At 47.8% G+C, this 25,627-nt stretch carries 22 protein-coding genes and 1 pseudogene; 9 read left to right on the top strand and 14 right to left on the bottom strand.

The genetic code is table 11. The features are described 5' to 3' along the window. The first annotated feature begins 15 nt into the window (after positions 1 to 15). Complete coding sequence (locus G499_RS19085; protein ID WP_051296046.1) at positions 16 to 864, top strand: TolC family protein; 849 nt, start codon at positions 16 to 18, stop codon at positions 862 to 864. A gap of 40 nt (positions 865 to 904) precedes the next feature. Here G499_RS19085 and G499_RS0107425 read toward each other — a convergent pair whose 3' ends face one another. Beyond that, on the bottom strand, positions 905 to 1,540 hold the full coding sequence (locus tag G499_RS0107425; RefSeq protein WP_026999425.1) for an NAD(P)-dependent oxidoreductase: 636 nt from the start codon (positions 1,538 to 1,540) through the stop codon (positions 905 to 907). 86 nt (positions 1,541 to 1,626) lie between these two features. On the opposite strand from G499_RS0107425, the gene G499_RS0107420 reads away from it, so the two are divergent. Beyond that, on the top strand, positions 1,627 to 1,956 hold the full coding sequence (locus G499_RS0107420; protein ID WP_026999424.1) for a winged helix-turn-helix transcriptional regulator: 330 nt from the start codon (positions 1,627 to 1,629) through the stop codon (positions 1,954 to 1,956). A gap of 321 nt (positions 1,957 to 2,277) precedes the next feature. Here G499_RS0107420 and G499_RS19080 read toward each other — a convergent pair whose 3' ends face one another. The 9 genes from G499_RS19080 to G499_RS0107375 all read right to left on the bottom strand — a co-directional run bounded on the left by G499_RS19080 (position 2,278) and on the right by G499_RS0107375 (position 9,024). Next, a complete protein-coding gene (locus tag G499_RS19080) occupies positions 2,278 to 2,817 on the bottom strand; it encodes an alpha/beta hydrolase family protein (RefSeq protein WP_051296045.1) in 540 nt (179 codons plus the stop codon). 84 nt (positions 2,818 to 2,901) lie between these two features. After that, positions 2,902 to 3,357, bottom strand: coding sequence for a TetR/AcrR family transcriptional regulator (locus tag G499_RS0107410; protein ID WP_026999423.1), 456 nt, complete (start codon positions 3,355 to 3,357; stop codon positions 2,902 to 2,904). Positions 3,358 to 3,888: 531 nt separating this feature from the next. Further along, complete coding sequence (locus G499_RS0107405) at positions 3,889 to 4,125, bottom strand: (4Fe-4S)-binding protein (RefSeq protein ID WP_026999422.1); 237 nt, start codon at positions 4,123 to 4,125, stop codon at positions 3,889 to 3,891. Positions 4,126 to 4,139: 14 nt separating this feature from the next. After that, a complete protein-coding gene (locus G499_RS0107400) occupies positions 4,140 to 4,418 on the bottom strand; it encodes a GNAT family N-acetyltransferase (protein ID WP_026999421.1) in 279 nt (92 codons plus the stop codon). A gap of 2 nt (positions 4,419 to 4,420) precedes the next feature. After that, complete coding sequence (locus tag G499_RS0107395) at positions 4,421 to 4,825, bottom strand: OsmC family protein (protein ID WP_051296043.1); 405 nt, start codon at positions 4,823 to 4,825, stop codon at positions 4,421 to 4,423. A 23-nt stretch (positions 4,826 to 4,848) separates the two neighbouring features. Further along, entirely contained in the window at positions 4,849 to 5,232 is a 384-nt protein-coding gene (locus G499_RS21000; protein WP_051296041.1) for a nuclear transport factor 2 family protein, read from the bottom strand. Positions 5,233 to 5,338: 106 nt separating this feature from the next. Then, positions 5,339 to 6,055, bottom strand: coding sequence for a LytR/AlgR family response regulator transcription factor (locus G499_RS0107385; protein WP_026999419.1), 717 nt, complete (start codon positions 6,053 to 6,055; stop codon positions 5,339 to 5,341). Further along, positions 6,052 to 6,792 carry a sensor histidine kinase gene (locus G499_RS19070; RefSeq protein ID WP_161627713.1) on the bottom strand — a complete coding sequence of 247 codons (741 nt, stop codon included), beginning with the start codon at positions 6,790 to 6,792 and terminating at the stop codon, positions 6,052 to 6,054. Before G499_RS19070 ends, G499_RS0107385 begins: the two co-directional genes overlap by 4 nt. A 243-nt stretch (positions 6,793 to 7,035) precedes the next feature. Further along, positions 7,036 to 9,024, bottom strand: a complete 1,989-nt coding sequence (locus G499_RS0107375) for a carboxypeptidase-like regulatory domain-containing protein (protein WP_026999418.1) — start codon at positions 9,022 to 9,024, stop codon at positions 7,036 to 7,038. A gap of 320 nt (positions 9,025 to 9,344) precedes the next feature. Here G499_RS0107375 and G499_RS19065 point away from each other — a divergent pair, with 320 nt between their 5' ends. The 4 genes from G499_RS19065 (at position 9,345) to G499_RS0107350 (ending at position 12,256) form a co-directional block, all read left to right on the top strand. Then, positions 9,345 to 10,868: an efflux RND transporter permease subunit gene (locus G499_RS19065; RefSeq protein ID WP_161627712.1), complete on the top strand. Its 1,524-nt coding sequence runs from the start codon at positions 9,345 to 9,347 to the stop codon at positions 10,866 to 10,868. Next, positions 10,855 to 11,040 (top strand): hypothetical protein, encoded by a 186-nt coding sequence (locus G499_RS0107360; RefSeq protein ID WP_026999417.1) that lies wholly within the window; start codon positions 10,855 to 10,857, stop codon positions 11,038 to 11,040. The genes G499_RS19065 and G499_RS0107360 overlap by 14 nt, the downstream gene beginning before the upstream one ends. 92 nt (positions 11,041 to 11,132) lie before the next feature. Next, positions 11,133 to 11,372, top strand: coding sequence for a phospholipase D-like domain-containing protein (locus G499_RS0107355; protein ID WP_026999416.1), 240 nt, complete (start codon positions 11,133 to 11,135; stop codon positions 11,370 to 11,372). Positions 11,373 to 11,425: 53 nt separating this feature from the next. Next, positions 11,426 to 12,256: an SDR family NAD(P)-dependent oxidoreductase gene (locus G499_RS0107350; protein WP_035726802.1), complete on the top strand. Its 831-nt coding sequence runs from the start codon at positions 11,426 to 11,428 to the stop codon at positions 12,254 to 12,256. Here the strand turns inward: G499_RS0107350 and G499_RS0107345 are convergent. Then, on the bottom strand, positions 12,240 to 13,106 hold the full coding sequence (locus G499_RS0107345; protein ID WP_026999414.1) for an alpha/beta hydrolase: 867 nt from the start codon (positions 13,104 to 13,106) through the stop codon (positions 12,240 to 12,242). The two genes, G499_RS0107350 and G499_RS0107345, sit on opposite strands and share 17 nt — an antisense overlap. A gap of 606 nt (positions 13,107 to 13,712) precedes the next feature. On the opposite strand from G499_RS0107345, the gene G499_RS0107340 reads away from it, so the two are divergent. Beyond that, positions 13,713 to 14,456 carry a L,D-transpeptidase family protein gene (locus G499_RS0107340; RefSeq protein WP_026999413.1) on the top strand — a complete coding sequence of 248 codons (744 nt, stop codon included), beginning with the start codon at positions 13,713 to 13,715 and terminating at the stop codon, positions 14,454 to 14,456. Between the two features lie 5 nt (positions 14,457 to 14,461). Here the strand turns inward: G499_RS0107340 and G499_RS0107335 are convergent, their stop codons facing one another. Then, a complete protein-coding gene (locus G499_RS0107335) occupies positions 14,462 to 14,968 on the bottom strand; it encodes a hypothetical protein (RefSeq protein ID WP_026999412.1) in 507 nt (168 codons plus the stop codon). Positions 14,969 to 15,317: 349 nt separating this feature from the next. Between G499_RS0107335 and G499_RS0107330 the strand changes: the two genes are divergently transcribed. Together G499_RS0107330 and G499_RS0107325 are read left to right on the top strand one after the other, a co-directional pair. Beyond that, on the top strand, positions 15,318 to 18,773 hold the full coding sequence (locus G499_RS0107330) for a pyruvate carboxylase (protein ID WP_026999411.1): 3,456 nt from the start codon (positions 15,318 to 15,320) through the stop codon (positions 18,771 to 18,773). Between the two features lie 162 nt (positions 18,774 to 18,935). Beyond that, complete coding sequence (locus G499_RS0107325; protein WP_026999410.1) at positions 18,936 to 19,637, top strand: SDR family oxidoreductase; 702 nt, start codon at positions 18,936 to 18,938, stop codon at positions 19,635 to 19,637. A 120-nt stretch (positions 19,638 to 19,757) separates the two neighbouring features. Here the strand turns inward: G499_RS0107325 and G499_RS22460 are convergent. Next, positions 19,758 to 21,923: pseudogene (locus G499_RS22460) on the bottom strand (7TM diverse intracellular signaling domain-containing protein). A 432-nt stretch (positions 21,924 to 22,355) separates the two neighbouring features. Continuing rightward, positions 22,356 to 25,550 (bottom strand): bifunctional cytochrome P450/NADPH--P450 reductase, encoded by a 3,195-nt coding sequence (locus G499_RS0107310; RefSeq protein WP_026999407.1) that lies wholly within the window; start codon positions 25,548 to 25,550, stop codon positions 22,356 to 22,358. Between the last annotated feature and the right edge of the window lie 77 nt (positions 25,551 to 25,627).

Raw genomic sequence — 25,627 nt, 5'->3', positions numbered from 1 at the left:
GCCGTAGCCCGCTATATGGCCAGCCAAGAGGGCAAAAACTTTGTTATCACAAGCTTGGTCGCCGAAATAGCCGGCACTTACTATGAGCTTTTGGCTTTAGACAATCTGTTGGAGATAGTACAACAAAACATCGAAATCCAGAAAAATGCTTTGGCAACCATCCAACAAGAAAAGCTTTCGGCCAAGGTATCGAAGTTGGCTGTGAATCGCTTGCGTTTGCTTACGGGGGGCTTCCCCAAAGCAATTCCGCGCAATGCAGGCGCTTTTCATGGCATTCGCTTAGACTCCTTGCGAATGGGCGTGCCGAGCCAACTTTTGGACAATCGCCCCGATATACGTCAGGTAGTTTGGGAGTTGCAAGCGGCACAGTTGGACATCGCCTCTGCCAAAACCAATTTTTATCCCAGCTTTCGCCTCAATGCTTTTACGGGGGTGCAGGCTTTTCAGCCACAATTGCTGGTGAATCCCGAATCCTTGGTTTTTTCGCTTTTGGGGGATATGATGGCACCTTTGGTGAATCGAAAGGGCATCAAAGCAAATTATTATTCGGCACACCACCGACAGGCACAAGTGCTGTACCGCTATCAGCAAACGGTGCTCAGGGCTTATTTGGAAGTGAGTAATCAGGTAGCGGCCATCAGAAATTACTCCGACAGCTACCAAACCAAAAGCAAGGAAGCGGCTATTTTGAGCCAATCGGTAGCTATTTCCGGCGATTTGTTCAGATATGCCCGTGCCGATTATATGGAGGTGTTGCTTACCCAACGCGAAGCCCTGAACGTAAAAATGGAGCTGACCGAAATAAAGCTGCAACAGCTACGGGCCAAAGTGAATATTTACCGAGCGCTGGGAGGGGGCTGGTAACAACAGAAGAGGCTACCCACTTAGGCAGCCTCTTCTGATTTCAATAACTTACAAAAGGCATTTGACCGTCGTATTGCGTATCTTCGACCAAGCTGAGGATAAAAGTGGCCAAGTCGGCACGCCCGATGCTGGTACTGGCATTTACGCCTACCCAGCCCACACGGTATTGGCCGCGGGCAGCCTCCTGCGTAAGGCGAGGGGCACGTACAATCGTCCAAGCCAAGCCGCTGTCGCGGAGCACCTCGTGGTGGCGTGCGGCATCGCGGAGGATTTGTGGTACTGCCAGCCGCATAATGCCGCGAATAAGCTTGTCGGCAAATTTGGGTTGGTCTTTTTCGGGATAGGGCAGGCCGCCGCCCGAAAGCGAAATGATGCGCCCCAGTCCGTGCTGCTTCATGGCCGCTACGATATGGGCAGTACCCTCGCTTTGTACCCAAGCCGGCGAGCCTTTTACATGGCCGAAGAGGCTCACTACCACATCGCATCCGGCGATGGTTTCGCTTACTTTTTCGGCAGAGAGTACATCGCCTTGGATAATTTCCAAAGCCTTATGTTTTGTAGTGATTTTGGAAGGCTGCCTTACCAAAGCTTTTACTTGGTAGCCTTTGGCAAGGACTTGGGTGAGAAAGTGCTGGCCGCTTTTGCCGGAAGCACCAAAAAGGGCAATCTTTTTCATAGAAGTATCTGGTTTGGAACAGTGTTGCAAAATACCGTATATTTGCAGTACCTTCCAAAGTAAGTAGTACTAACCTTTTTGTAAGTATGAGCAAAGAAGCCTTGCGAGTAAGTAATCGCTGCCCGATTCGTACCACCTTGGAGCTGCTAGGGGGCAAGTGGAAGCTCCTGATTTTGTTTCAGCTTTCGGGAGAAGCCCTACGGCTTTCGGCGCTGAAAAAAGCCATTCCCGATATTAGCGAGAAAATGCTGATTCAGGAATTGAAAAACCTGACAGACAGCGGCTTGGTGCTGCGCCAAAACTATGGCGAAGTGCCGCCGCGCGTAGAGTACCGCCTGAGCGAAAAGGGCCAAAAGGCGCTGCCGCTCATTGCACAAATGCGCGATTTTGCCTTGGCTTATGAGCAGGCTGAGTGAGGGGGATTGTTGGCGTAAAAACGCCTCCAACTTTTCGAGTGCCTTTGCCCATAGCTTGTTCTTCATTTTCTTTTTGAAGAAGCCAAAATGGCCCAGACTTTTTTCGCCTAATTCGGAAGGCACGATTTTGTGAAAAGTAATAGGCCGACTTCCGGCGATGTGCTTCCAGAAGTTCTTGGTATTTTTTTCGTTGGAGATGGTGTCGTCTATCGTCCAAAAGACGTGTATGGGAAAGTCGAAATTTTTGAAATTGCCCGAAGGAATCGTTTTTCCATAGAATTTTTTATCAAAAAAGTAATCTTTTTTGGCACACCAAGCCCGCTATTCCAGCACCACATTTTTGGGCAAATCTTCCATAATACCAAATTTTTTGGCTTTCAGATAGCCCGTAAGCTTGATGCTGAGCGGGGCAAAAATATAGAAAAAATAAGAGGACATGAGGCGATAGCCCAAGGGCATATTGGGCGCATAACCCGTAGAAACGGCAAAATTCACAGCCCCTTTTACGTTTTGCAGGTTGGGCATCAGGCCTATTTGTTGCCCGCCCGCGCTGTGGCCAAAAAACAAAAAAGGCAGGCCGGGGAAGCGCTCATTGAGATATACTTTGATGGTGGGCATGTCTTTGAGGCCATAGTCGGAATAGGTAAAATCGCAGTTTTTGAGGCCGCCTTCGGGCATAGAATCGCCGCTGCCGCGATAGTCCCACAGGCAGCAAATAAAATTGTTTTCGGCAAGAAACTCTAAAAAAGGCAAATAAAACTCTTTTTTGGTGGCTGTTCCAGCATTGAACTGAAGGGCGGCCTTGGGCTTTTCGGGAAGGAGCAATATGCCTCGCAATACTACGCCGTCGGCGCAGCGCACTTGGAAGTTTTCTTGGGTGATGCGTTTGTCTGTGATGGGGTTTTGTATAATACTAAACGTTTGGTAGGTTTTGTAATAAAAAAATTATAATCTTGCCGCAGTTCTGTTAAGGGCATCTTTGAGGATTTGCGGGTCTTTGCGGAGCTGCATTACGATGATGGAGCCTTCTATATCGGCAATGATTTGGTGGGCCAAGCCCTTGCTGTATTGCGTTTGGAAGATGTGGGAGAGTGCCTGCTCAAACAATCCGAAGAAATGCTCTATTTCCTCCAAGAAAGTATCTTCGACGTGTGCGGTTTCTAAAATGGTATTGGCGAAAAAACAGCCCCCTTGGCTTCGGGTGAAGGCCTCAAAAAGTACTTCTGTCATTTTGGCGAGGCGCTCTTTGGGGCTGCCTTCTTGGTAAGCGATGCCGAATACCTTTCGCTCAAACCAGAGGGTAGTGGCTTGCAGCGATTTTTTCATAACCTCCTCTTTGCTGGCAAAATGGTGATAAAATGCCCCTTTGGTAAGGCCGGTAGCAGCGGCCAAATCGGCCATAGAAGTTCGCTAATAGCCTTTGGCCCGAAAGACAAGGGTACTTTTCAGGAGGATTTCTTCGATGCTTGTTTTGCTCTTGGACATAAGATACTGAACATTTGGTATGCAACTTAAGGAAAGATTTTGAAGGGGAAAAATTTGGGTAAAAATAAATGCTTTGCACCAAACTGATAAGGATTTCTGTTTTTAGTGGTTTTTACTTGTGGTTTTTCGTCCCAAATTTAGTAAATATTTGGGACGAAAATCTCATCAAACTGTATTTTTTGCAAGAATGAATTGATAGCGCTTGTTGTTGTCGCCTGAAAATTTGCATTTCTTGAAAGGTGAAGCGCCGCATTATTAAATAAGCAGCGCTTTTTATAGACGCATAAATTTTGTTGGCAGACAAAGATATAGCAGAAAATACTCCAAGTTACCCTTGTATGCGCCATCTCTGCACTCGATACAGTTTTGTTTGAGGTTGAAATCCTCGACATAGCCCTGCGCTTTCAGCCATTTATGGCTTCAATGAGATTGCTATAACTTTCCATATTATTCTTTTTCTTCTTTGTTGGTGTAGTAGCTCAATGCTCCCGAAGGGCATTTTTTGATGGTATTAATGATTTGCTCGCTGCTGCTGGCTTCGGGTTTTATCCAAGGGCTTGTTTTGGGCTGAAATACCTCCGGGCTGTTTTTTACGCAGTTGCCCGAATGGATGCACTTGGCCGATTGCCACACGATGGTGATTTCGCCATTGCTGTACTCTTTGGTAACGTTACTTTTGTCCATGGTCGTATTGGGTTTTATAAAACATCTCTTATTTCCGCTACTTTATCAAATACACTTTTGGCAAAGGGGCATAGGGGGATGATTTTTATGCCCTTTTCTCTGGCAAAAGCTACGGCTTGCATCACCATTTGTTTGCCGGCACTTTTGCCCTTTAGTGCCTCGCCCACATCGGTATGGTCTATGATAATGCGGCTGTCGCCTGCCCAAGTATAGGTCATTTCTGCCTCTTGTTGGCCATTTTCAAGAACAAAAAACTTCCCTTTTTTGCCATTGTCTTCTTGCTGTACGTCCATGTTCAGATACTGGTATTGATGGTAATTTTATTTTCTAATATTTTGGAAACGGGGCATTTTTGGGCGATTAGCAGCAAGCGTTTCTTGATGTCTTCATCTATCAGATTCGGAAAGCTGATGTCTCTTTTGATGGTCGTATGCAAGGGGTCTTGGCTTTGGTACATATTTAGCGCCACCCTGATTTCGGGAATATCCCACTCTTTTCGGCTGATGTACATACGCAAGGTAGAAAGCGTACAGCCCGCAAGAGATGCCAACAAAGTAGTATAAGGGTCAGGGCCTAAGTCTTGCCCACTGAGGCTTTCGGGCTCGTCCATAATGAGCGTACCATTGCGCCAGCGTACTTCCACATAGTATTTTTGTGTTCCGATGCTGGCAAATACGTCATTGTCCAAGAGATTGTCCATTGCGGATTAGTTTAAAATTAAAGCTACGAAAAAATAGGCATAGTATCTATAAAAATCTTTATACTTGAGGCCAACCCTGCATCATTTCTCTCGATGATGGTAACACAGGGAAGTGGTACTACTTGGTTATCTTTGCGGGTGTAGTCAATAAGTGCCTCTGCCACAATATGATTGTCATTGCCTAAAATATTGAGAAAAGAATGGTCTAAACCATTGATAGCCTCCCAAAAATGCTTGAGTCCACCAATGATTTCATTGTTACATTTCACCATCGGATTGTTTCCGAATTGAAGTTCACAATCTTCTGAAAGAAATGTTCGGTACGCCTCAGCATTCATTGAGTCCATCGCTTGGTATTTGGCTTTGAGCCATTGGAAGGCGCTGTCTGAGATTTGGATTTTTTTCAATGTTCAAAATCTGTCCATTCGGCATCGCTCAGTTTGATAAAATTATTGAAATAGCTTCTCAGTGCTTCCATATCGCTTGTTGATAGATGCCATAAGATAGCTATATTTATTGATTTCTGTTGAAGAGGCTTTCCAAATTTTGCTTGTAAGTAGCCGAGACGCTCACACTTTTATCTTTGATTTTGAGCGTATTGCCTTCTATTTGTTGGATATGCGCCACATTCACAATAAAGGATTTGTGTACCCTGAGAAACTGTTTTGCGGGCAGCTTCTCTTCCAAGTCGCCAAACTTCTCCAGCACCATCAACGGCTGTGCCTGCTCGGTATATACCTTCACATAGTTGCCGCAGCCCTCAAAAAACAAGATTTCCTTGAAATACAATTTGTGGATTTTCTTATCGGCCTTAAAAAATATAAACTCCTGTTCGCTGCTTTTTTCGCCTGTTTTTTCGGTATCTGCCTCCTTTTGGCCGGGCAGCAAAACCTTGTTTACGGCTTTCAGAAAGCGCTCAAAAGCAATGGGTTTGAGCAGGTAGTCTGTAATGCCGTATTCGTAGCTCTCCACGCCAAACTCCGAAAAGGCCGTTGTCAGAATCACCTTGGGCGGATTTTGTAAGGTCTTGAGCAGGTCTAAGCCCGAAAGTGTGGGCATTTTGATGTCCAAAAACAGAATATCTATCACCTCTTTGTGCAGTACATTCAGCGCCTCGAAGGCATTGCCGCATTGGCCTGCCAAGTGCAAGGCCTCTACCTGTGCGATGTATTTTTCTAAGATTTGTCGCGCTATCGGCTCGTCATCTACAATCAGGCATCTGTATTTCATAGCTTTATATATAAAGTTGCTTTAAAAATACTTACTTGCGCTTCGATTTCCAAAAAGTGCTTTTCGGGATAGGCCAGCGCCAAGCGCTTGCGCAGATTGGCCAAGCCGGTACCACTTTGGGCTGGGCTTTCAAGGGTTTTTCCGATAGAATTTTGGGCTTCAAAATACAGTTCATTGCCTTGTAAAGACAAACTGAAATGCGCAAAATTTTGGTCAGAAATACTTTGTAGGCCGTGCTTGAAGGCATTTTCTACCAAAGGAACGAGCAGCAGCGGCGCTACAAAAACCTCTTTGTCTAAGCCCGAAGCCTCGAAGCGAATGTCGGTATTTTTGGCCAAACGAATGCGCTCTAAGGCCAAGTAATCTTCCAGAAACTGCACCTCTTTGTGCAGGCTCACTTTTTCGGCCTTGCTGCTTTCGAGCAGGTAGCGCATCAGGCCGGAGAGTTTCAGGGTGATTTCGGCGGCTTTCTCATTTTGATGTTGCGTAATCAAGCCATAGAGATTGTTCAGCGTATTGAACAAAAAGTGCGGATTGACCTGCGCCTTGAGCAAAGAAAGCTCGCTCTGAAGCTGTTGAATCTGCACGCGGGCATATTCTTTTTCTTTGAAATAGCTGTATCGGGCAATTTTGGCACTGGTAGTAAAGAAGGTAAAAGCAAAGACACCTACCAGCACCGAAAGAAAGTCATCTCTGTCTTTGAGGTCAATCCAGATGAGCAGATAGTAAATCAACACAGAATATATAAGAATAAAAGATAAAAAAGCAATCAGAAAGTGTTTGAATTGGCCTTTTTTGTAGAACCTGTCCACCACCAAGTGGTGTGCCAAATACGTAGCCACAATTTGTATAAGCAGATTGGCCACAATCACCTCTGGGTCGGAAGTATAAAGCAATATCAGCAGCAGCACACAACACCAAAAGGCGAAATGCAACCAAAATCTAGAACTTTTGAGAAAGTTGATAAAATGATACATGCGCTAAAGTCGGAGCTTTAAATTCCACTTAAAGCCAACATTAAAAAAGAGCAAATTGTTGAAGAGGAAATTCCTGCTTTCTTGTCCGTTTTGCTGCACAGCGGCTCTCGGATTGTCAAAATCTACTTCTTTGCGCCTTTGTCCAATCATACCCACCAGCCCAAACTCATTTTTATCGCTGAAAAGCAGACTATGGCTTTCTTGCAAAGGAATAAAATAGCCCACTTGCACAAAAGCCAGAATATTTCGCTCCAATTCCACCTCCAAGCCTAATCTTAATTTGAGCGCCGATTGTCGCTGCAAGTACTCTGCACGCACCGTTTCTTTGTCGAAAGTAGTACCTTCTATGGCAATATTTTCGGCATTATTGTTATTGTAATCAGCGATTCTGAACAGCAGTCGCGTGTTAGTGTAAGCGAGTTCAGTAATCAGGTAAATAGAACGTTTTTTCGGCTTGTTCAACAAAAAACGATGTCCGCTGCCCAAATCCACCCCACTGAAACCTGCGCGACTAAACCCGAAAGCGCCCTGAAAGGTAATATAAAAATCTTTATAAACATCCACTTCTATCCCAAAACTGCTGCCCCAAGCCACTCGGGTAGTTGGCAAATCTTGGCTTTCGTTCAGGGCGAAGCTGCCGGCAGCGTTGCTGTATTGAAACTGTACATTTTGCGCCTGCGCCTGCAAAAGATAAGTATCAAAAGAAAAGAGCGACCTGATAGATAATGGCTTTCTTGTGGCTTTTTGAGAAGCGTTTGCTTCTTGTTCTTTTCGGATATTGAGCTGATAGCTTGTATCAATCAAAATACTTTTCAGGCTTTGGGTTTCGGCCACCAAGTTGTAGTCTTTCCAGAAGTTTTCGTCATAAGCATCGTTTTTTGTCAAAAAAACCTCTTCAAACTGTATTTTATCGGCATATTCAAACTTCTCGTAGCGATTGGTATCTATGCGGGTGCTGGCATACTCGGTTTGGTAGCGATAATAATCCTTGGCCTTGCGGTCGTAGCCTTTGGCCTCTTGCCACAGGCTTTGCAAGTACCATCTGTTGTTGGCAAGGGCTTGGTAGTTTACCCTAAAGCGCCTTTGGAGGAGGTCTGTATAGTTGCGGCTTTGGTTTTCGCGGCGCAGGCCTTCGGGGCTGTACTGATAGTCCACTTTTACGATGGCATAGCTTTCTGTATCAATATACATCGTGCCTTCGTAATCGGCGCTTTTTTGGGCAGGCTGGAAACTGATTTGATAGACCTCTCTGTCTTGATAGGTGGTGTAGTCTTCCAAAGTATAGGTATATCTCGACAGGGTGGAGGGGCGGAGGAAGTCGAAGCGTTTTTTTACGGCATCGAAGCGTATGGGCGTAAAAGCCCCTGCTGCCCATTTTGAGAATTTGGTACTATCACCTACAAACTGCTCCTTGCGCACTTTCTCAATCTTGATGTCGCCCGCTGGCAGGGGACTTTTGTAAGAGGGCTTGTTGTGCTTGATTACGGCCTCTATCACATAAAAATAGCGCTCCGGGCTGTCTTTTTGATGGTGCAGGTTCGACTCCCGATAAAAGCCCGTATAAAGTGTATTGCTCAAAGGATAATTGAGCGGAATACGCTCAGAGGCCTTGGCCACAATTTGGGCAGCAGAGGCCGCCGAAATACTCACCTCCTTGAGTGTAGTGGCCGATTCTTGCAGCAGTATTTCCATTGCCTCGGGCTTCTGAACAGCGCGCAGGGGAATCTGAAAAGACTCGTGCCCGATATAAGATACTACCAAAATGCCGCTTTGTAAGTCTTCGGGCACTTTAAACACAAAAAAGCCCTCGCTATTGCTGGCAGTACCGATATTGCTGCCTTTGATATAAATACTGGCATAAGGAATAGCTTCTTTTGTTTGGGCATCTCTTACAGTGCCTTGCAGCACAAGGTCTTGGGCAAAAGCCGTGCGCACACAAAAAATAAGCAAGAAGCCCAAAAGGCAAGCGAGAAAGCGGAGGAGGGTTTTCATCTTGCAACAATTTTAAAGTGATTGTAATGTGGCCTGATAGAATGTCTATCAGCACCCTACAAACTTCTTCAAAATCAAAAAACTACTCAAATTATCATGACCAAGTCTGCCAAAAAAATGATGAAAGCCCCGATTTTTTATTTGAAACGTTTGCCTTCCACAGACTTGCCTCGTCAGTAGATTTTTATGAGGATATTTTGTGTCTTCTTTTGAATATTTTCTACATTTGATTCCGAAGAAGCTTCTGAAGCTTCGACCAACTCATCAAAAAATACAACTCTTGCTTTGGCGGCTTGGGCTGGATGATGAGCTTGGGCATTATGGGTGAAGAACTCGTGGCAGCCGGCGACCAAGGTAAACTGACCTTAGGCTTAGAGTTTGACAAGCGACTTTCTATTGAGAACACCAATCTGCAGACCCGAGCCGTAGAAGATTATTTGCTTTCACAACCCGAAGTAAAAACGGTATTTGCCAATATCGGAGGGCCGTCTATTGTAGGCGGTGGCTTGGGCTCGCCCAATAAATCAGAAATTTCTGTAAAGTTGGTAGACAAAAAAGAGCGAGACAAAAGCACCGAAGAATTTATGCTTTTGATGCGTGATGAACTCATTGCCAAAATGCCCAGCGTGAATGCTGAAGTAAGCAAAGTAAGCATCAAAGGTGGGGCTGCCCCCTTGCAAATTGTACTCACAGGTGCTGATTACGACAAGCTGTTTGTAGTGGCACAAAATCTAAAAGACAAAATGCAACAAATACCCGGTGTGGACAATGTAAAAGTAGGCGCAGAAGACGGTGCACCCGAACTGAATGTAAGCATTGACAGAGAGCAGCTCTCCACCTTGGGTTTGGATATGGGAATGATTGCCGGTACGTTTCGGACGGCATTCGATGGCAATGATGATGCTGAATTTAAAGATGGATTAAGTAACTATGACATCCGCTTGATAGCAGATAAATTTGACCGCAAAAACCCCGATGATCTAGCCAATATGGAAATCATCAACAAGCAAGGGCAAGCCGTTAAATTTTCACAGTTTGCAAGCATCACGCTTGGCACAGCCCCCTCGCAGCTTGAGCGATACAACCGACAGCCCTCTCTCACCATCACAGGACACAACCAAGGCACTACACCCGGAATCGTAGGAGCTGCTATTGATGAACTCTTGAAAGACGAAAGCATCATTCCCGCCGATGTAAGCTACGTCTGGACAGGCGACATCAAACTGCAAGCAGAATCGCTTGGGGCATTGCTCTCTGCACTCGGCATTGGCTTGTTGTGTATTTACCTCTTGATGGTCGCCTTGTACAATAATTTTGTGTATCCTTTTGTGGTCTTATTCTCGATTCCTGTGGCGCTCATTGGTGCATTCACTGTTTTGAACCTGTCCATTACACCAATAAGCGTATATACACAAATGGGTATCATTATGCTGTTGGGTTTGGTAGCCAAAAACGGGATATTGATTGTTGATTTTACCAATCAACTCAAAGCTGAAGGTAAGCCGACGTATGAAGCATTGATGACTGCCGCAACGCTCCGTTTACGACCTATTTTGATGATAACCATCGCCATGGTGCTGGGTATGATGCCCATTGCCCTGTCCACGAGCGCAGGTTCAGAGTTCAAATCAGGGCTTGGGCTGGGTAAGTCTGATTTGCGTGCCAAGCTCGATGCTTTGGTAGCGAAGATTTATGACTTAAATTTGGAGGAATTGTCTTATATTCTGAGTATCTTTCCTTTGGTCGAGGAGGCACAGAAGGCCAAGGAGTTGGAGGAGTTTGGCAAGTTGCATAGACTGCCAACATTCCAAGTTATAGGCTTTCCAGTTCTTGAAGACCAATGATTTTATCAACTACCCTTGTAGTGCTTATCAAACGATTTTGCAGGATAAGCCGAGTAAAATAAAACGAGATGAGGTTTTAGAATGGTTTGGCGGTAAACAGGCTTATATTTTATTTCATCAGTCAGAGCAAGATTTGGGAGGTATTGATGATTTGTTAATTGGAGATGAGTAAGTTTTTTCAAATAGACTTTCCAAGTCTCCAAGACTTGGAAAGTCATCAAAGTCTGAGCCTTGCTAACAGAGACTTGATAAAACACAAAATATATGAGCAAAACTACCATAGATAATACCAAGGACAACCTACTGATTGATTACGTCAATCACTTGCTCACAGAAAGCGAGTTTAGTGGTATGGCTGTGGGTTATTTTTATCTTTCGGGCTTTGAGGCGATTCAGAAAAGCCTACAAAGCATCAAAAACGGTATTTTGAAGTTTCAAGAAAGAGGTTTAGAAAGCGAAAATATGATTATTCGCACCATATTCAGCGAAGGGCTGAACCTCTAATTACGAACAAGTATTTAGGTTTAACACAATACACCCATTAACCTTACGATACCATGCATACCCTTACCCGCAAATTTCCCCAAAAGCGTGCTTTTATTACTGGTGCGGCTTCGGGCCTGGGCTTGGCCTTGTGTCAGGAGTTGGCTGCCGATGGTTGGACCATCGGTATGGCCGACCTACAGCCCGAGCCGTTGGCCAAGGCGGCGCAGCTAATCCAAAGCCAAGGTGGCAAGCCCTTGACCTATGTCTTGGATGTATCTGATAAGGGGGCATATGCTGCTGTGGCCAAGGAGTTTTTGGCTCAGGCAGGCGGCATCGACCTACTTTGTAACAATGCCGGTGTGGGCGATGGAGGTGCTTTTGAGGCTTATGGCTTAGAAAACTGGGAGTGGATGGTGGGCATCAATCAGATGGGCGTAGTGTATGGCTGTCATTTTTTTATCCCTACGATGAAGACGCAGCGTTCGGGGCACATCCTCAATACGGCCAGTTGTGCGGCCATTGCTTGTGCGCCGGGGATGGCGGCCTACAATACCACCAAGGCCGCTGTGGTGGCTATTTCCGAAACCCTACACAGCGAGCTAGCCGGCTTCGGCATTGGGGTTACGGTCTTGCAGCCCTGGTTTTTCAAAACCAACATCGCACAGTATGCCCGTGGGGGCGATACGGTCAAAGCACATACCGAAAAGATGATGAACGCCTCTACGATGTCGGCGGCGGAGGTAGCCCAAACAGCCCTCCAGAAGGCCGCCAAGGGCAAGCTCTATGTGGTCTTGCCCCGTGAGGCGCGGCGGATGTGGTGGATGAAGCGCTTGGCGCCGACTTGGTTTTTGGGCAAGGTACGCCAAATGGCCGAACGTGCGATGCCTATTCCGCCGGAGTAGGCTTCCGAACGCCCTCCAGCCAGCGAACAAGCCACTGCCAGAGTTCCTCCTTTTGGGGCTCGTTGTGCAGCTCGTGGTACCAGCCCTCCCAGGCACGGTAGGTCAGTAGGGCGGGCTTTACTTTGTCGGCAAAGGCTGCTGTGCCCGCTGCGGCGGTGATGCGGTCGCCTGTGCCGTGGTAGAGCAACAAGGGTGTTTTCCAGTGTTCGGCTTGAGAGAGGGCCCAATTACCGGCCTGATTGACTTCAAAGAAAAAGCCTGCCGTGATGCGGTCGTGGTTGAGGGTGTCGGCCTGATAGTCGGCCACCACTGCGGCATCGCGGGAGAGGGCGCTGACTTCGAGCTTGGTAGGCTGGCTAAGGGTGGGCACTAGGGGTTTGAGCAGCCTGAGCGCGCCCATCAACAGGACCGAAGGGGGCTTGACCAAGCGTAGCCACGGCGCAGAGGCAATCACCCCGGCCAAGGTATGGTGTGGGCGGCGGAGGCCATAATTGAGTACCAAGTTGCCCCCCATACTGTGTCCCATCAAGACAAGGGGCAGCTTTTCGTCGCCTCCGGCTAAGGTGAGCGTTTGGTGTAGGGCTTGGTCAAGGTCACGCATCAGGTCTTCATAACTTGGGCTGTGGCCGCGTTGGCCTTCGGAGCGCCCATGGCCACGGTGGTCAAAGCTCAGGATGCCCCAGCCTTGGGTATTGAGGTATCGCGCCAGCGCCTCATAGCGGCGGTAGTGCTCGCCCATTCCGTGGACAATACAAATCATTCCGATGGGGGGCTGTGTGGGCATCCAAGCCCCTGCCTCGATGCGTAGGCCGTCGTGGGTGTGCCATTCCAAAGTAGTAGTAGTAGTCATCGTTTTTGCGTTTTGGTGATGAGGTATGTTAGCGTTTGTTTAAACTTTCGGCGTAGCACTCAAAAACAGCTGGTTTTTGTGTGGCTACTAGGTAAAAAGCGCAGATTTTATGTCTAGCCCACGATTTTAATCGTGGGAGGGCTACGACGAGCATTTTTAACGACCTAACAGCCAAACAGTAGTGTTTTGGTGTCGATGAAAATAATTTGATGAGCTGAAAATGTTTTGGCAATCAAAGAAATAAAATCCGGTAAGCTTTCAAATCAAACAAATCTTGGGATAAGTTCTGCTTTTTGGTGCATAATTCCAAAGCAACATGGGTAATTTTGCCCCCGTCAGATTGGAGCTTTTTCACTTTGTATAATTGGGCAAAAGCCCATCCCAATGAATGTTTTCCAAACGTTGTATCCCCAAACGATGGGCTAAGTCTTATTTTGTGCTCAAATAAGATCCTCAACCTGTCTCGGAGCTCCAGCTCCGAGCTACTTTCTTAAAAATGCCTGTTAGGCTCCAATCAGAGTGGAATATGCTATTTTTGTCCATCAAGGCCAATGATTGTGGCTTTGTGGACGTTATAAGGACACCAACACCCTAACCCTACCGTATATGCGTCTTTTTTTATGGAGTATCTTGGGACTTTGCGCGGCCTGTATGTGGCAGCAAACGGATTTTTTGAGCCAGCAAAAACGCTATCCGCGTGTGCGGACGGCTATCGACGAAAAACAAGCCCTGATTACACAGCAGCTCAAAGCTAAGGGTTTGACAATCAATAGCTATGAGTTGCTGTTGGTGGCTTATAAAGACAGCGACGAGCTGGAGCTATATGTAAAAAGCAAACAAGCAGACACCTACCAAAAGCTGGCCACTTATGCCGTCTGCAAACGCTCGGGTGGGCTTGGCCCCAAGCGTCAGGAGGGGGATTTGCAGGTGCCAGAAGGATTTTATCATATCGACCGTTTCAACCCTTCGAGTAGTTTTCATTTGTCGCTAGGCTTGAATTACCCCAACCAAGCCGACCGCCTCCGCAATAAGGTCGCGAAATTAGGCGGTGATATTTTCATCCACGGTGCTTGTGTAACGGTAGGGTGTTTGCCCATGACCGATGATAAAATCAAGGAGATTTACCTCTATGCTGTGTATGCAAAACACCAAGGCCAAGAGCAGATTCCGGTCTATGTGTTCCCCTTTCGGATGACAGACAACAACGTGGCGCATTATCGACAAAAATACCGCAATCAGCCGGAGCTGCTGCGTTTTTGGCAAAACCTCAAAATAGGTTATGACACATTTGCCCAAAACAAAAAAGCGCTCAAGTTTACGGTGGCCGCCAATGGCGACTACAGCTTTTAGTAGGGTTACATATTGAGGGTATAGTGCAATTGGAAAACCACGGTGTCGGCAGTGGTCTGATAGCCTTCAATGGCTCCGATGGCAGGGAATAGGGCTGCGGCCTTATCCTCGTCTACTTCACCCCGAGCCGAAATCTGAACTTGAGGGTTGTTGCTTGTGCTGAGGGTGATTTGGAGCAAAATTTCCCCTACCTTCTCGGCATCCTGAAAGGCATCAATCACGAGTGCGTCAACCTGACGAACTAACTCGGCTATTTTTTCGATGGGCATGCGGGACGGGATTTGGCCTTGTGGGGTGAGTAGTACCAAGGCTTTACTTGCTACAGCACCTGTTTTTTCAGGGGTCTCTGCGCCATATTTTGTCCAAGTATTTGAAGAGCTGTAAATGTGCCCATCGACAGGATTGGCACAAAAATTATTTCCTTCTAGTTCTTCAGGACTTTTGGCGAGGCTGCTGTGGGGCTTTTTGGGGTTGTTTTGTAATATACGAAGAATATTGTAGATAAAGCTCATTTGTTTGATAGGGCTTTCGCATTAAACTTTTTTGTGTTGTTTTTGGCTTCAATTCAATATTTTATTCTATGCATGTTTTCTATTGTTTTTGAAAAACCTTTAAAAAAAACGCTGCAAATGCATTCGAATAATTAGAGTAGTAACAAGCAACCAAAGATTATTGATTTGGTGCGGAAGCCTTATTTGTTTGATGGTTTGAAAACCAAGTTACAAATTTTTCTGCTTTTTACACGCCCATTACTACTTTATTTGGCCAAGGCAAAGGACTTCCGAAACTTGATTAATCACAGATATTGGCGTACCTTGCAGGGTACGAACCGTTTTCAAAAACTACTCCACAACAGAATCTATGCTTACGTCGCGTACTCCTATCCGTAAATTATTGGTGGCCAACCGTGGTGAGATTGCCATCCGCATTTTTCGTGCGGCCACAGAGCTGAATATTCGCACCGTAGCCGTTTTTACTTATGAAGACCGCTACTCCCTTCACCGTTACAAAGCTGATGAGGCCTATGGTATCGGCAAGCGTGATGAGCCGCTCAAGCCTTATCTCGATATCGAAGAAATTATCCATGTGGCCAAGCGTCACGGGGTCGATGCCATCCACCCGGGCTATGGCTTTTTGTCTGAAAATGTACACTTTGCGCGCCGATGCCGCGAGGAGGGCATCATCTTCGTAGGCCCTACACCGGAGGTGATGGAGCAGCTCGGCGATAAGGTACAGGCCAAACTCGTGGCCAAGGCCGCTGGCGTACCCCTGATAGAAGACAACCAAGTGCCGCTGACCAGCACCGCCATTGCCCAGCAAGAGGCGCAACGTATCGGCTACCCCGTGATTCTCAAGGCTGCTGCCGGAGGTGGAGGGCGAGGAATGCGGGTCGTCCGAACAGAAAACGAGTTGCTGCAAGCCTTTGCCGAATCGCGCAATGAGGCCGGAAAAGCTTTTGGAGACGACACCATCTTTTTGGAAAAGTATGTCGAAAACCCCAAGCATATCGAGGTGCAGATTATGGCCGACAACTACGGCAATATTGTTCACCTTTACGAGCGGGACTGCTCCGTACAGCGCCGCTTTCAGAAGGTAGTCGAAATAGCGCCCTGCATCACCCTCTCCCAACCAGCCAGAGATAAGCTCTATGAGTATGCCTTAGCCATCTGCAAACACGTCCAGTACAACAACGTAGGCACGGTAGAGTTCTTGGTCGACGCAGAAGAGAACATCTATTTTATCGAAGTAAATCCTCGCATTCAGGTAGAGCATACCATCACTGAAGAGGTTACGGGGATAGACATCGTACGCTCCCAGATTTTGATTGCCCAAGGGGTACAATTGGCCGACAAAGAGATTTTCATCAAAAGCCAAGACGAAATCAAATGCGATGGTTTTGCCATCCAGTGTCGCATCACTACCGAAGATCCGGGCAATGACTTCAAACCCGACTATGGTTTTATCAATGCTTACCGTAACGGCGCTGGCTTTGGGATACGTCTTGACGCTGGTAGTGCCTACAATGGCGCCAAAATATCGCCCTTTTTTGACTCCCTCTTGGTCAAGGTTTCGGCTTGGGGGCGTACGCTCAAAGGAGCCAGTGAGCGCCTGCAACGCGCCTTGGCCGAGTTCCGCATTCGTGGGGTAAAGACCAATATCGAGTTTTTAATCAATGTCATCTCACACCCTGAGTTTATCAGTGGCAGGGCTACAGTAGGATTTATTGCCAACCATCAGGAGCTTTTTGAGCTACCCAAGCGCCTCAACCGCGCCAACAAAGTCATTAAATACTTGGGGGATGTAGTGGTCAATGGCCACCCGGATGTGAAGTTTGTAGACCCTCGCAAGACCTTCCGCAATCCCCGCGTTCCTGCGTTTGACAAGTTTGCGCCCTATCCGCAGGGCACTAAAGACTTGCTTAACCAGTTGGGTCGGGAGGATTTTGTCAAATGGCTCAAAGCCGACACCCGCATCCATTATACTGATACGACCTTCCGCGATGCGCACCAGTCTTTGTTGGCTACCCGTATGCGGGGGCTCGACCTCGCCCGTGTGGCCGAAAGTATGGCCAAAAACCACCCCGAAGTCTTCTCGATGGAAGTATGGGGGGGTGCAACCTTCGATGTGTGTATGCGCTTCTTGAAAGAAGACCCTTGGGAGCGCCTGCGCGAAGCCCGCCGCCGTATGCCCAACATCTTGTTGCAGATGCTACTGCGTGGCTCCAATGCTGTAGGCTACAAGGCATACCCCGACAATTTGATTGAGCAGTTTGTGGTAAAGTCTTGGGAGAATGGCATCGATATTTTCCGCATCTTCGACTCCCTCAATTGGGTGGATAATATGAAGGTCAGCATTAAAGCAGTGCGCGAACAAACCGGTGCCTTGGCCGAGGCAGCCATTAGCTATACCGGCGACATCCTCAATCCACGAGACAACAAGTACACCCTACAATATTACCTCGACCTTGCCCGTCGCCTCGAAGACGAAGGAGCACACCTTTTGGCCATCAAAGATATGGCAGGCCTACTCAAGCCTTACACTGCCGAAGTACTCATTCGTGAGCTGAAACAAGTTGTGAGCTTGCCTATCCACCTGCATACCCACGACACCTCGTCTATCCAAGCGGCCACCTACCTCAAGGCCATCGAGGCGGGCGTAGATGTGGTGGATGTGGCCATCGCCTCTATGTCTGGCCTGACCTCACAGCCCAACTTCAACGCCTTAGTGGCAGCCCTCGAAGGCCATCCCCGCGAAAACACCATCGACCTTGGCCGCCTCAATGAGTTCTCAGGCTACTGGGAAGACGTGCGGGAGTTTTACTACCCCTTCGAATCAGGGCTCAAGGCCGGCACTGCCGAAGTCTACCACCACGAAATCCCGGGTGGGCAATACTCCAACCTGCGCCCACAAGCCGAAAGCTTGGGCTTGGGCGATAAGTTCGAGTTGGTTAAGCAAAACTATGCCTTGGCCAACCGTATGTTTGGCGACATTGTAAAGGTTACGCCTAGCTCCAAGGTAGTAGGGGATTTTGCCCTATTTATGACCGCCAACGACCTGAGCGAGCAAGACATCTACGAGCGTGGGCACACACTGTCATTCCCCGAATCAGTCATCAACTTCTTCAAAGGCGATCTCGGTCAACCTTATGGCGGCTTTCCGGAGCAGTTGCAAAAAATCATCCTCCGCGACCAAAGCCCCCTGACCAAGCGCGCCAACGAATACCTCGACCCCATCGATTTTGACCACGAGTTTGCCGCTTTCCGCCAGCAGTTTGGCGAAGAGATGACGATGGAGGATTTTCTGTCTTATAGCCTCTACCCCAAGGTGTTTGAAGACTTTTATAAGTTTCGTGAAGAGTATGGCTATGTCAACTTTATCCCCACACCGGCGTTCTTCTATGGCCTCAAGCCCAACGAAGAGATACTGATTCGTTTGGACGAAGGCAAAACCCTGATTATCAAGTTACTATATATACAAGAGGCTGACGAAAATGGGATGTGTGTCGTTACCTTTGAGGTCAATGGGCAGGCACGACGTACCCTCGTGCGCGACCGCAGCGCCGCCATTACCAAGCAGGTCAATCAAAAAGCAGACAAAGGCAATGCCAAGCACATAGGCGCACCGCTACAAGGCAAGCTTTCCGAGGTATTGGTAAAAGTAGGAGATGAAGTGAAAGAGAATACCCCGCTGTTTTTGATAGAGGCCATGAAGATGGAAAGCACCATCACCGCCTCCCAGCCCGGCAAGGTGGCGCAAATCGTGCTCAGTGTGGGCGCGATGGTAGGCCAAGACGACCTCGTGTTGGTGATGGAATAAGGCGCTAAGCCTGAGGCAGTCCGATACAGATTGGGCTGCCTCTACAGTAATATGAACCTTCAAAACACATTTTTTGCTGCTGTATGGACCTGAACTTTCGGCTGGGGATGCGTGTTTAACCTTCATTGTTACAACATTCAAAACCCATTACACCAAAGATATATGAACCTCCAGAATGCACGTATTCTTTTGACCGGGGGCAGCCTCGGAATAGGCAAAGCTACTGCGGCGATGCTCACTGCCGCAGGGGCTAAAGTACTGATTACTGGGCGCGACGAAGCCCGCCTACAAGCCGCAGCTGCCGAAACCGGTGCTGCTTATGTAGTGGCCGATATTGCCGAGCCAGAAGGTATCGAGCGGATGTTTGCCGCCGTACAAACACAGCTTGGGGGCTTGGATGTCCTCATCAACAACGCTGGAACAGGAGAGTTTGGAACACTCGACCAGATAGATTTGGCTTCTTTTGAGCGCGTATACCGTACCAATGTATTTGGACTTGCCTTGGCAACGCAAAAAGCCGCCGAAATTTTCAAAGCACAAAGTGCAGGTAACATCATCAACATAGCCTCTACGGCAGCCACTCGCGGTTTTGCCCACGGCACGGTCTATGCCTCGTCTAAATTTGCCTTGCGTGGGATGACGGAATGTTGGCAAGCAGAATTACGTCCTCACAACGTACGTGTGATATTGATTAACCCCAGCGAAGTTACCACGGCTTTTGCCCAAACCTCCCGCCAAGAGCGCCCCGAAGAGGCCAACAAGCTTTCTGCCAAAGAAATTGCCCATAGCATCAAAGCCGCCCTCGAAATGGATGACCGAGGCTTTATCAAAGAGCTGACCGTCTTTGCGACCAACCCGTTTTAACGACAGAAAAACCACAGAGTCCCGAAACCCACGCGTAAAACCGTGGGTTTACTACACAAAGTTTTGTTTTTATGCCAATATCTACTTGATTTTCAAGGCTTTGAAATACCGATATTTCCCCTAGAGCTCAAAGCCGATGACCAAAATATCGTCGCGTTGTTTGGTTCCTTGCATATGGCTTTGGAGGTACTCTTGCAATGCGTGCTTTTGCTCGCTCATTGTCAGGGCTTGAACCTGCTCCAAAAGTGTGATAAACCCTTTTTCGAGAATCTTCTTGCGCACTTTGTTGTTTTGATCTATATAGCCATCGGTAGACATATAGACACGGTCGTTTTTTTGGAGTGTTAGTGGGCGATTTTCAAAAAACGAAGCAGGATTCTGAAACCCTCCAACAGATTTTCGTTTGCCCTGAATCACCTCAACCGAGGCCTGGCCTTGCCTGATGATATAGAGGTTTTGCTTGGCTCCAGCAAAAACAGCCTCAAAGCTACCCCCATCTTTTGGGGTAAATATCATCACGCTCGCATCCATTCCATAGTTGTTACCAGTTTCCTTTTGCCTCAATACAATCTCGACCTCCTCGTTCAACCTGGATAAGATGTCGGCAGGATTTTTAATACCCCATACACGGATGATTTTATCGAGCAAATTGTTGCCAATCAAGGTCATAAAAGCCCCAGAAACCCCGTGGCCGGTACAGTCAGCTACGACTATAAAAGTGGTATTTTCTATTTTGTTGAGCCAATAAAAATCACCCGACACCACATCCTTGGGTTTAAATATCACAAAATGGTCTCGGAGTAGCTGCTCTCGTTTTTGTGGGTAGGGCAAAATAGCTTTTTGAATTACCTTTGCAGCCTCAATACTGCTACGCATTTGAGTGTTGATTTGAGCCAACTCGTGGTTTTTTATTTCTATCGCATCCCGTTGTGCCAAAATTTCTTCTTGGCTTTGTTGTAGTTCTTCGTTTTGGGTTACCATTTCTTGGTGAAGGATTTCTAGTTCTTCTGTCCTTTCCTTTACCTTGTTTTCTAGGGTTTCGTTGGCCTCTCGTTGGGTGTCTATGAGTTCTTTTTTTAGTTGCTTGTAGCGGGCGGCTAGTGCTAGCGAAAAAATAACACCCTGAACACTAAAACCAACATAATAAGCATAGGACGTAAACAGGGTATTGGGTAGAATATTCACGTTTTTTAAGCCATAGATAAAAATACCCAGAAGTGAGCCTAAGAAGGCTACACTAAGCAAAACCGAAGAAGGTATTTTTTTGTAAATGGCATAACAACAGACCAAAAAGATAATGAAAGTAATAACGGGAGAGACTAAGGACAAAACACCGACAGGGATTTTGTAATTGCCCGAAATCAGGTAGAAAAGCGTCATCAGTATGAGAAAGTACTTGAGTACGTTCAATATCAGATGGGGGTATTTGATATTACTAGCAGTTTTAAGAAAAACCTGAATAAAATTTATCAAAAAGAAGAAAGAGAGATACCCTGAAAGCACTACAGCAACCTCAGCCCAATACACTGATCAAAAGAAGACATATTGGAATAAATGCCCGTCAAGAGCAGCAGAGAAGGCCGCAACACTAAGCATATAAGCCACATACATCAGATACATACGGCTACGCAGCACAAAAAAGAGGAAGAGGTTGTAGAAGCTCAATACCAAGATAATACCGTAAAAAGCTCCCATCAATGTTTCTTCATAGATGGTTTGTGTGTAGTAATCTTCCAATTCATAAAAACTTATCGGCACATTCAGAAGGCCGTCGCTCCTGATACGGAGGTAAAACGTATGTACTTCGGCACTGTAGATAGGAAGATGAAAGGCAAAGAAGCGAGTCGACTTGATGTCACGCTCTACAAACACTCTTTTATCGCCTGTTTGAAAAACCTGAAGTGCTCCTTTTTTGTCAAGATAATATAAATCTATACTGTCTAAAGAAGGGTAAGAGATTTGGAGCACCCATTTTTTGCGAGTTTCCTCAAAGGCTGTATCCTGTACCTTGAAGCAAAGCCAAAAAACGGAGTTACGCTGTCGGAAGGTAATCTGATAAGGATCAAAAACTGGCTCACCACCTTTGGTGTTTAGGATTTTGATTGCTTCTGTGGGGCTTAGGGTAGTACTTGTATCTTCGATAAAAACTACCTTATTTTCTAGCAAATGCCCTGCTTCTGCGAGCTTGTGTAGGTCGATAAGCGCTGGCGTGCTGCGGGATTGCGCCAGTAAATGGCCAGCAAAAAACCCGAGACCTAATAATAGGATGAGTGTTTTTTTTCCCATATCTGACAATAAGTAGTTATGAGTTTTTAATTTTGAATGCTTAGTTGTTTTATTCACTTGATTTTCAATATATCACATAATAAACAAAACACAAGCTATTTTGGCATTGGCACTTGTCTGATAATAAACTCTACGCTAAAATATCACAAAAATCCACCATTAGTGTTATTGTGCTTGCGTCTTGCATAAGTAACGCTAAATTTCGAAATAACCAATTTTATTTTATAATATAACACCAAACACTGTGTGAGCGTGAGTTATAAGATCTTTCACGCCACTGGATATTTTTCAAATCCCATAGTTAACACTGTGGGTTAAGTCTCATTTTACCCCTTGTTTTTGACACATATTTGACCGCCAACAAGGGAGCAAAGACGCATCCATATTTCAGGTTTTCTAGAAAAGGTCTAGTGGCGTGATCTTTTGATGTACTTATGCGTGGCTCCATACATCCCGAAGATATCGCCCTTGAGCCTCCATTTGTTCCCAGTATGCCTTTGCGGCTTCCGTATGGAGGTTTCCTTGTTGGGTGGCTAGCTGAACCAAGGCCTCATGTACGCCAGTGGCCATACCCTGAGCATCACCACAGATATAAACCCGTGCTCGGGGTTGCTGTAAAAAAGCCCAAACAGCTTTGGCCTGTTGCAACAGTGCTTCTTGTACATACATAGGCTCATTATCTACCCGCGAAAAGGCAGGGCTATGCCGCAGCCAGCCCTGTGCCTCAAAGCGCTCCCAATCGTGTCGGTAGAGCCAGTCTTGCTCAGGGTGTCGGCAGCCGAAAAACAACCATACCGGCCCTACGGGCTGCCCTTGTTGGTAGAGGTGCTCCAGTTCTTCGGCAAAAGCTCGAAAAGGCGCGATGCCCGTTCCGGCAGCAATCCAGAGCGCAGGGCTAGGGTCGTTGCTTAGGTGGAAATCTCCTTGATGTGGCTGCCAGTCGGCCTGCAATTCGGTGTTGGGTGCTAGGGAGGCCAGGTAGCTTGTGCAAACTCCGTGGCGCTCAATTCCTTCGGCAGGCGTCCCCTTCCATACGCCTACCGTCAAGCTGGCTTGCTGCGGGTGTACAAGCGCCGAGGAAGAGATGGAAAAATAGCGTGGCTTGAGTGGCGGCAGCAACAGCAGCAGTTGCGCTGCCGTAATGCTACAAGCAGGGCTGCGTTCTAACCATTCCAAAACAGTGTAAGGGGCAAGCACTTCCGCTTGTGCGGCCTTTTGGAGGGCAACTTTTTCGGGCGGACAAGGGTTGGCCGCAGCCAACTGTTCTAGCTGCTTGCGTGTGGCTGGAGCTTGTAGCTCTACACAGTGCTTTAGCACATCGCCCAAACGCACCGCCCTGTCGGTAGGTAGGTGGCGCGGCGCAGGCGGTTGGAGTACAAGCCCTTGGCTGGCGCTCAACCCTAGGCGCTGACACACACGCTCAACCAACACATCGGGGTTTTCGGGATGGATGAGTAGGTAGTCGCCTGTTTGGTACTGACAGTGCTCCGGTAGCCGAAAAGTGATATGTCGAGTAGAGCGCCCCGAAGCCATTACATCCTGCAATTCTTCATTGGCTTCGACTACCAGCGAGAGTGTGCCTTTTTGTGGAATATAGGACGGCGGTGTTTGGTCTTCGGGAAGCCACTCTAGCGATAGCGTAGGGGCTGTATGTGGAGGCGCAGATGGGCGTAGCTGTAGACCGAGGCGTTCCAATAGTTTCTCCCAAAAGCCTGCCCGCCAAGTGTCAAAGGCTTCTTCAAAAGCTTCGCTGGCATCGGCCTCGCCTCTAGGGTAAAAGAGAGCAGCCCCCAAGGCGCTCAACTTTTGTTCTATCTTGCGGGGGAAGGCCTGAAAAGTACGCCATTGGGTATTGCCACAGCCAAACAAGGTGTATGAAAGATTGGCCAGCAGTGCTTTGTTGGCGGGTTGCGCATCAAGCCATTGGTCAAATGCAGTGGCATTGTTGGGAGGGGTGCCGTTATAGGTCGAAGCAATGGCCACAAAGTGGGTTGGGTTTTCGGCCAAGGCCTGCATTTGTGGCGCATACACATCAAGCGGCGCTAGCTGCGGGCTGAAGCCATAACTTTTGGCCTCTTCTGCCAATAGCTGGGCAAACTCTTCGGCTGCTCCCATATTAGAGCCATAGCCAATGTGTAGGGGGGTGCCGTGTGGGGGCAGCAGGGGCTGTGTGCTTGTTTCGGTTACGATGGGGCGATTTTGCCAATTGGCTTGGCGCTCGGCATCGCTGCGTTTGCGCAGGCGTATGCGAAATGCGTCGGGTTTGAGGGTGAGCGTTTCTTTGATACGCAGTTGGTAGCCGGGCTCGGCCAGAGGCTCGTAGCGCTGTAGTACCATTCCTAGGACGAGGGTGGCCTCTAGCATCGCAAATTGCCTGCCGATACAGGCTCGTTGGCCGCTCCCAAAGGGTTTGAACGCATCTGCCGGGCGGACGGCGACCTTATCGGGGTGGAAGTTGTCAGGGTCGAAGCGCTCGGGGTGCTCTCCCCAAACTACCGGATCGCGGTGCAACATCGGCGCTAAGACGATGAGCGGCTGGCGTTTGGCAATAGGGTAACGCCCCGCCAATAGGGTATCTTGGAGGGCATACAGCCCAAACCCCGGTGCGGTAGGCCACAGTCGCAGCGCCTCATAGAGCACCTGCCGCACATAGTTGAGTTGCATTACTTGGGCATAACTAGGGCGGGCATACACCTCTGTTCCCAACACTTGGTCTACTTCTGCTTGGGCTTTGGCCAAGACTTCGGGGTGTTGGGTCAAAAAATAAAGCGCAAAAGACAGCAGGCCGCTGGTGGTTTCGTGGCCGGCAATGAGGAAGGTCAGTATCTGATAGCGTATGTTGAGGTCGTCGAGCTGGAGGCCGCTCTCTTTGTCTACAGCGTTGAGCATCAGGCTCAAAAAATCCGTATGAGCGGCATATTTCTCACTGTTGGCTTTGCGCTCGCGGATGATTTCATCGACCACAGTATTCATATACCCCACACTTTGGCGGTATTTGTGGTTTTTGCGCCATCGGAGCTTACGCTGAATAGGCAGCAACGACATCCGCATCATGGCATCTTCTAGGGCATTGACCATCGCGGCCACGAAGGGGTGGTCTTGGGCAGAGGCAAAAGAATGGAAGCGATAGCCAAATCCACACAAGCCGATGGTGTCGAAGGTGAGGCGGGTCATATCGGCGCTGACATCCACCCAGTGATGTTCGGGGATGTTGTGCCATTTGGCCAACAATTGCTCGGCTATTTCCAACATACTCGGGAAATATCCTTTGACGGCACGCTGCCCAAGGCCGGGCATCAGGACATTGTGCGCCCGCTGCCAATTGGGCTCGTGTGTCCAAGCTGTAAACAACCCATCGCCGCCAAAATCACGTACTTCGAGCAGGGGGCGGCTAAGGTTTTTAGCAAACCGGCTTTCATCACAGGCATCGCTGACGAGCTCGTAGCTGGAGATGAGTAAGGCCGTAACTTGCGGAAACTTAAGCGCTACCACCGGCCCATAACGCCCGGCCAAGGCCATCGCTTTTTGTACCGGGGTGCCTCCGGCAAGGCTCAACATATTGCCCAAAAAGGGGAGGCGAGGTGGATAGGGGATGTGTAATTTTGAAGAGGCCGTAGATGCTTCCATAAAATGTAGGATAGTTTTGTTCGTGCATTCAAGTTAGCATTTTTCCGGCATATCTCCCTTGGGATTTACGATTTGGG

The organism is Eisenibacter elegans DSM 3317 (assembly GCF_000430505.1).
Taxonomy (GTDB): Bacteria; Bacteroidota; Bacteroidia; order Cytophagales; family Microscillaceae; genus Eisenibacter; species Eisenibacter elegans.
Note: the sequence above shows the minus strand (reverse complement) of the source record. Positions and strands in the feature narration are given on the sequence as shown.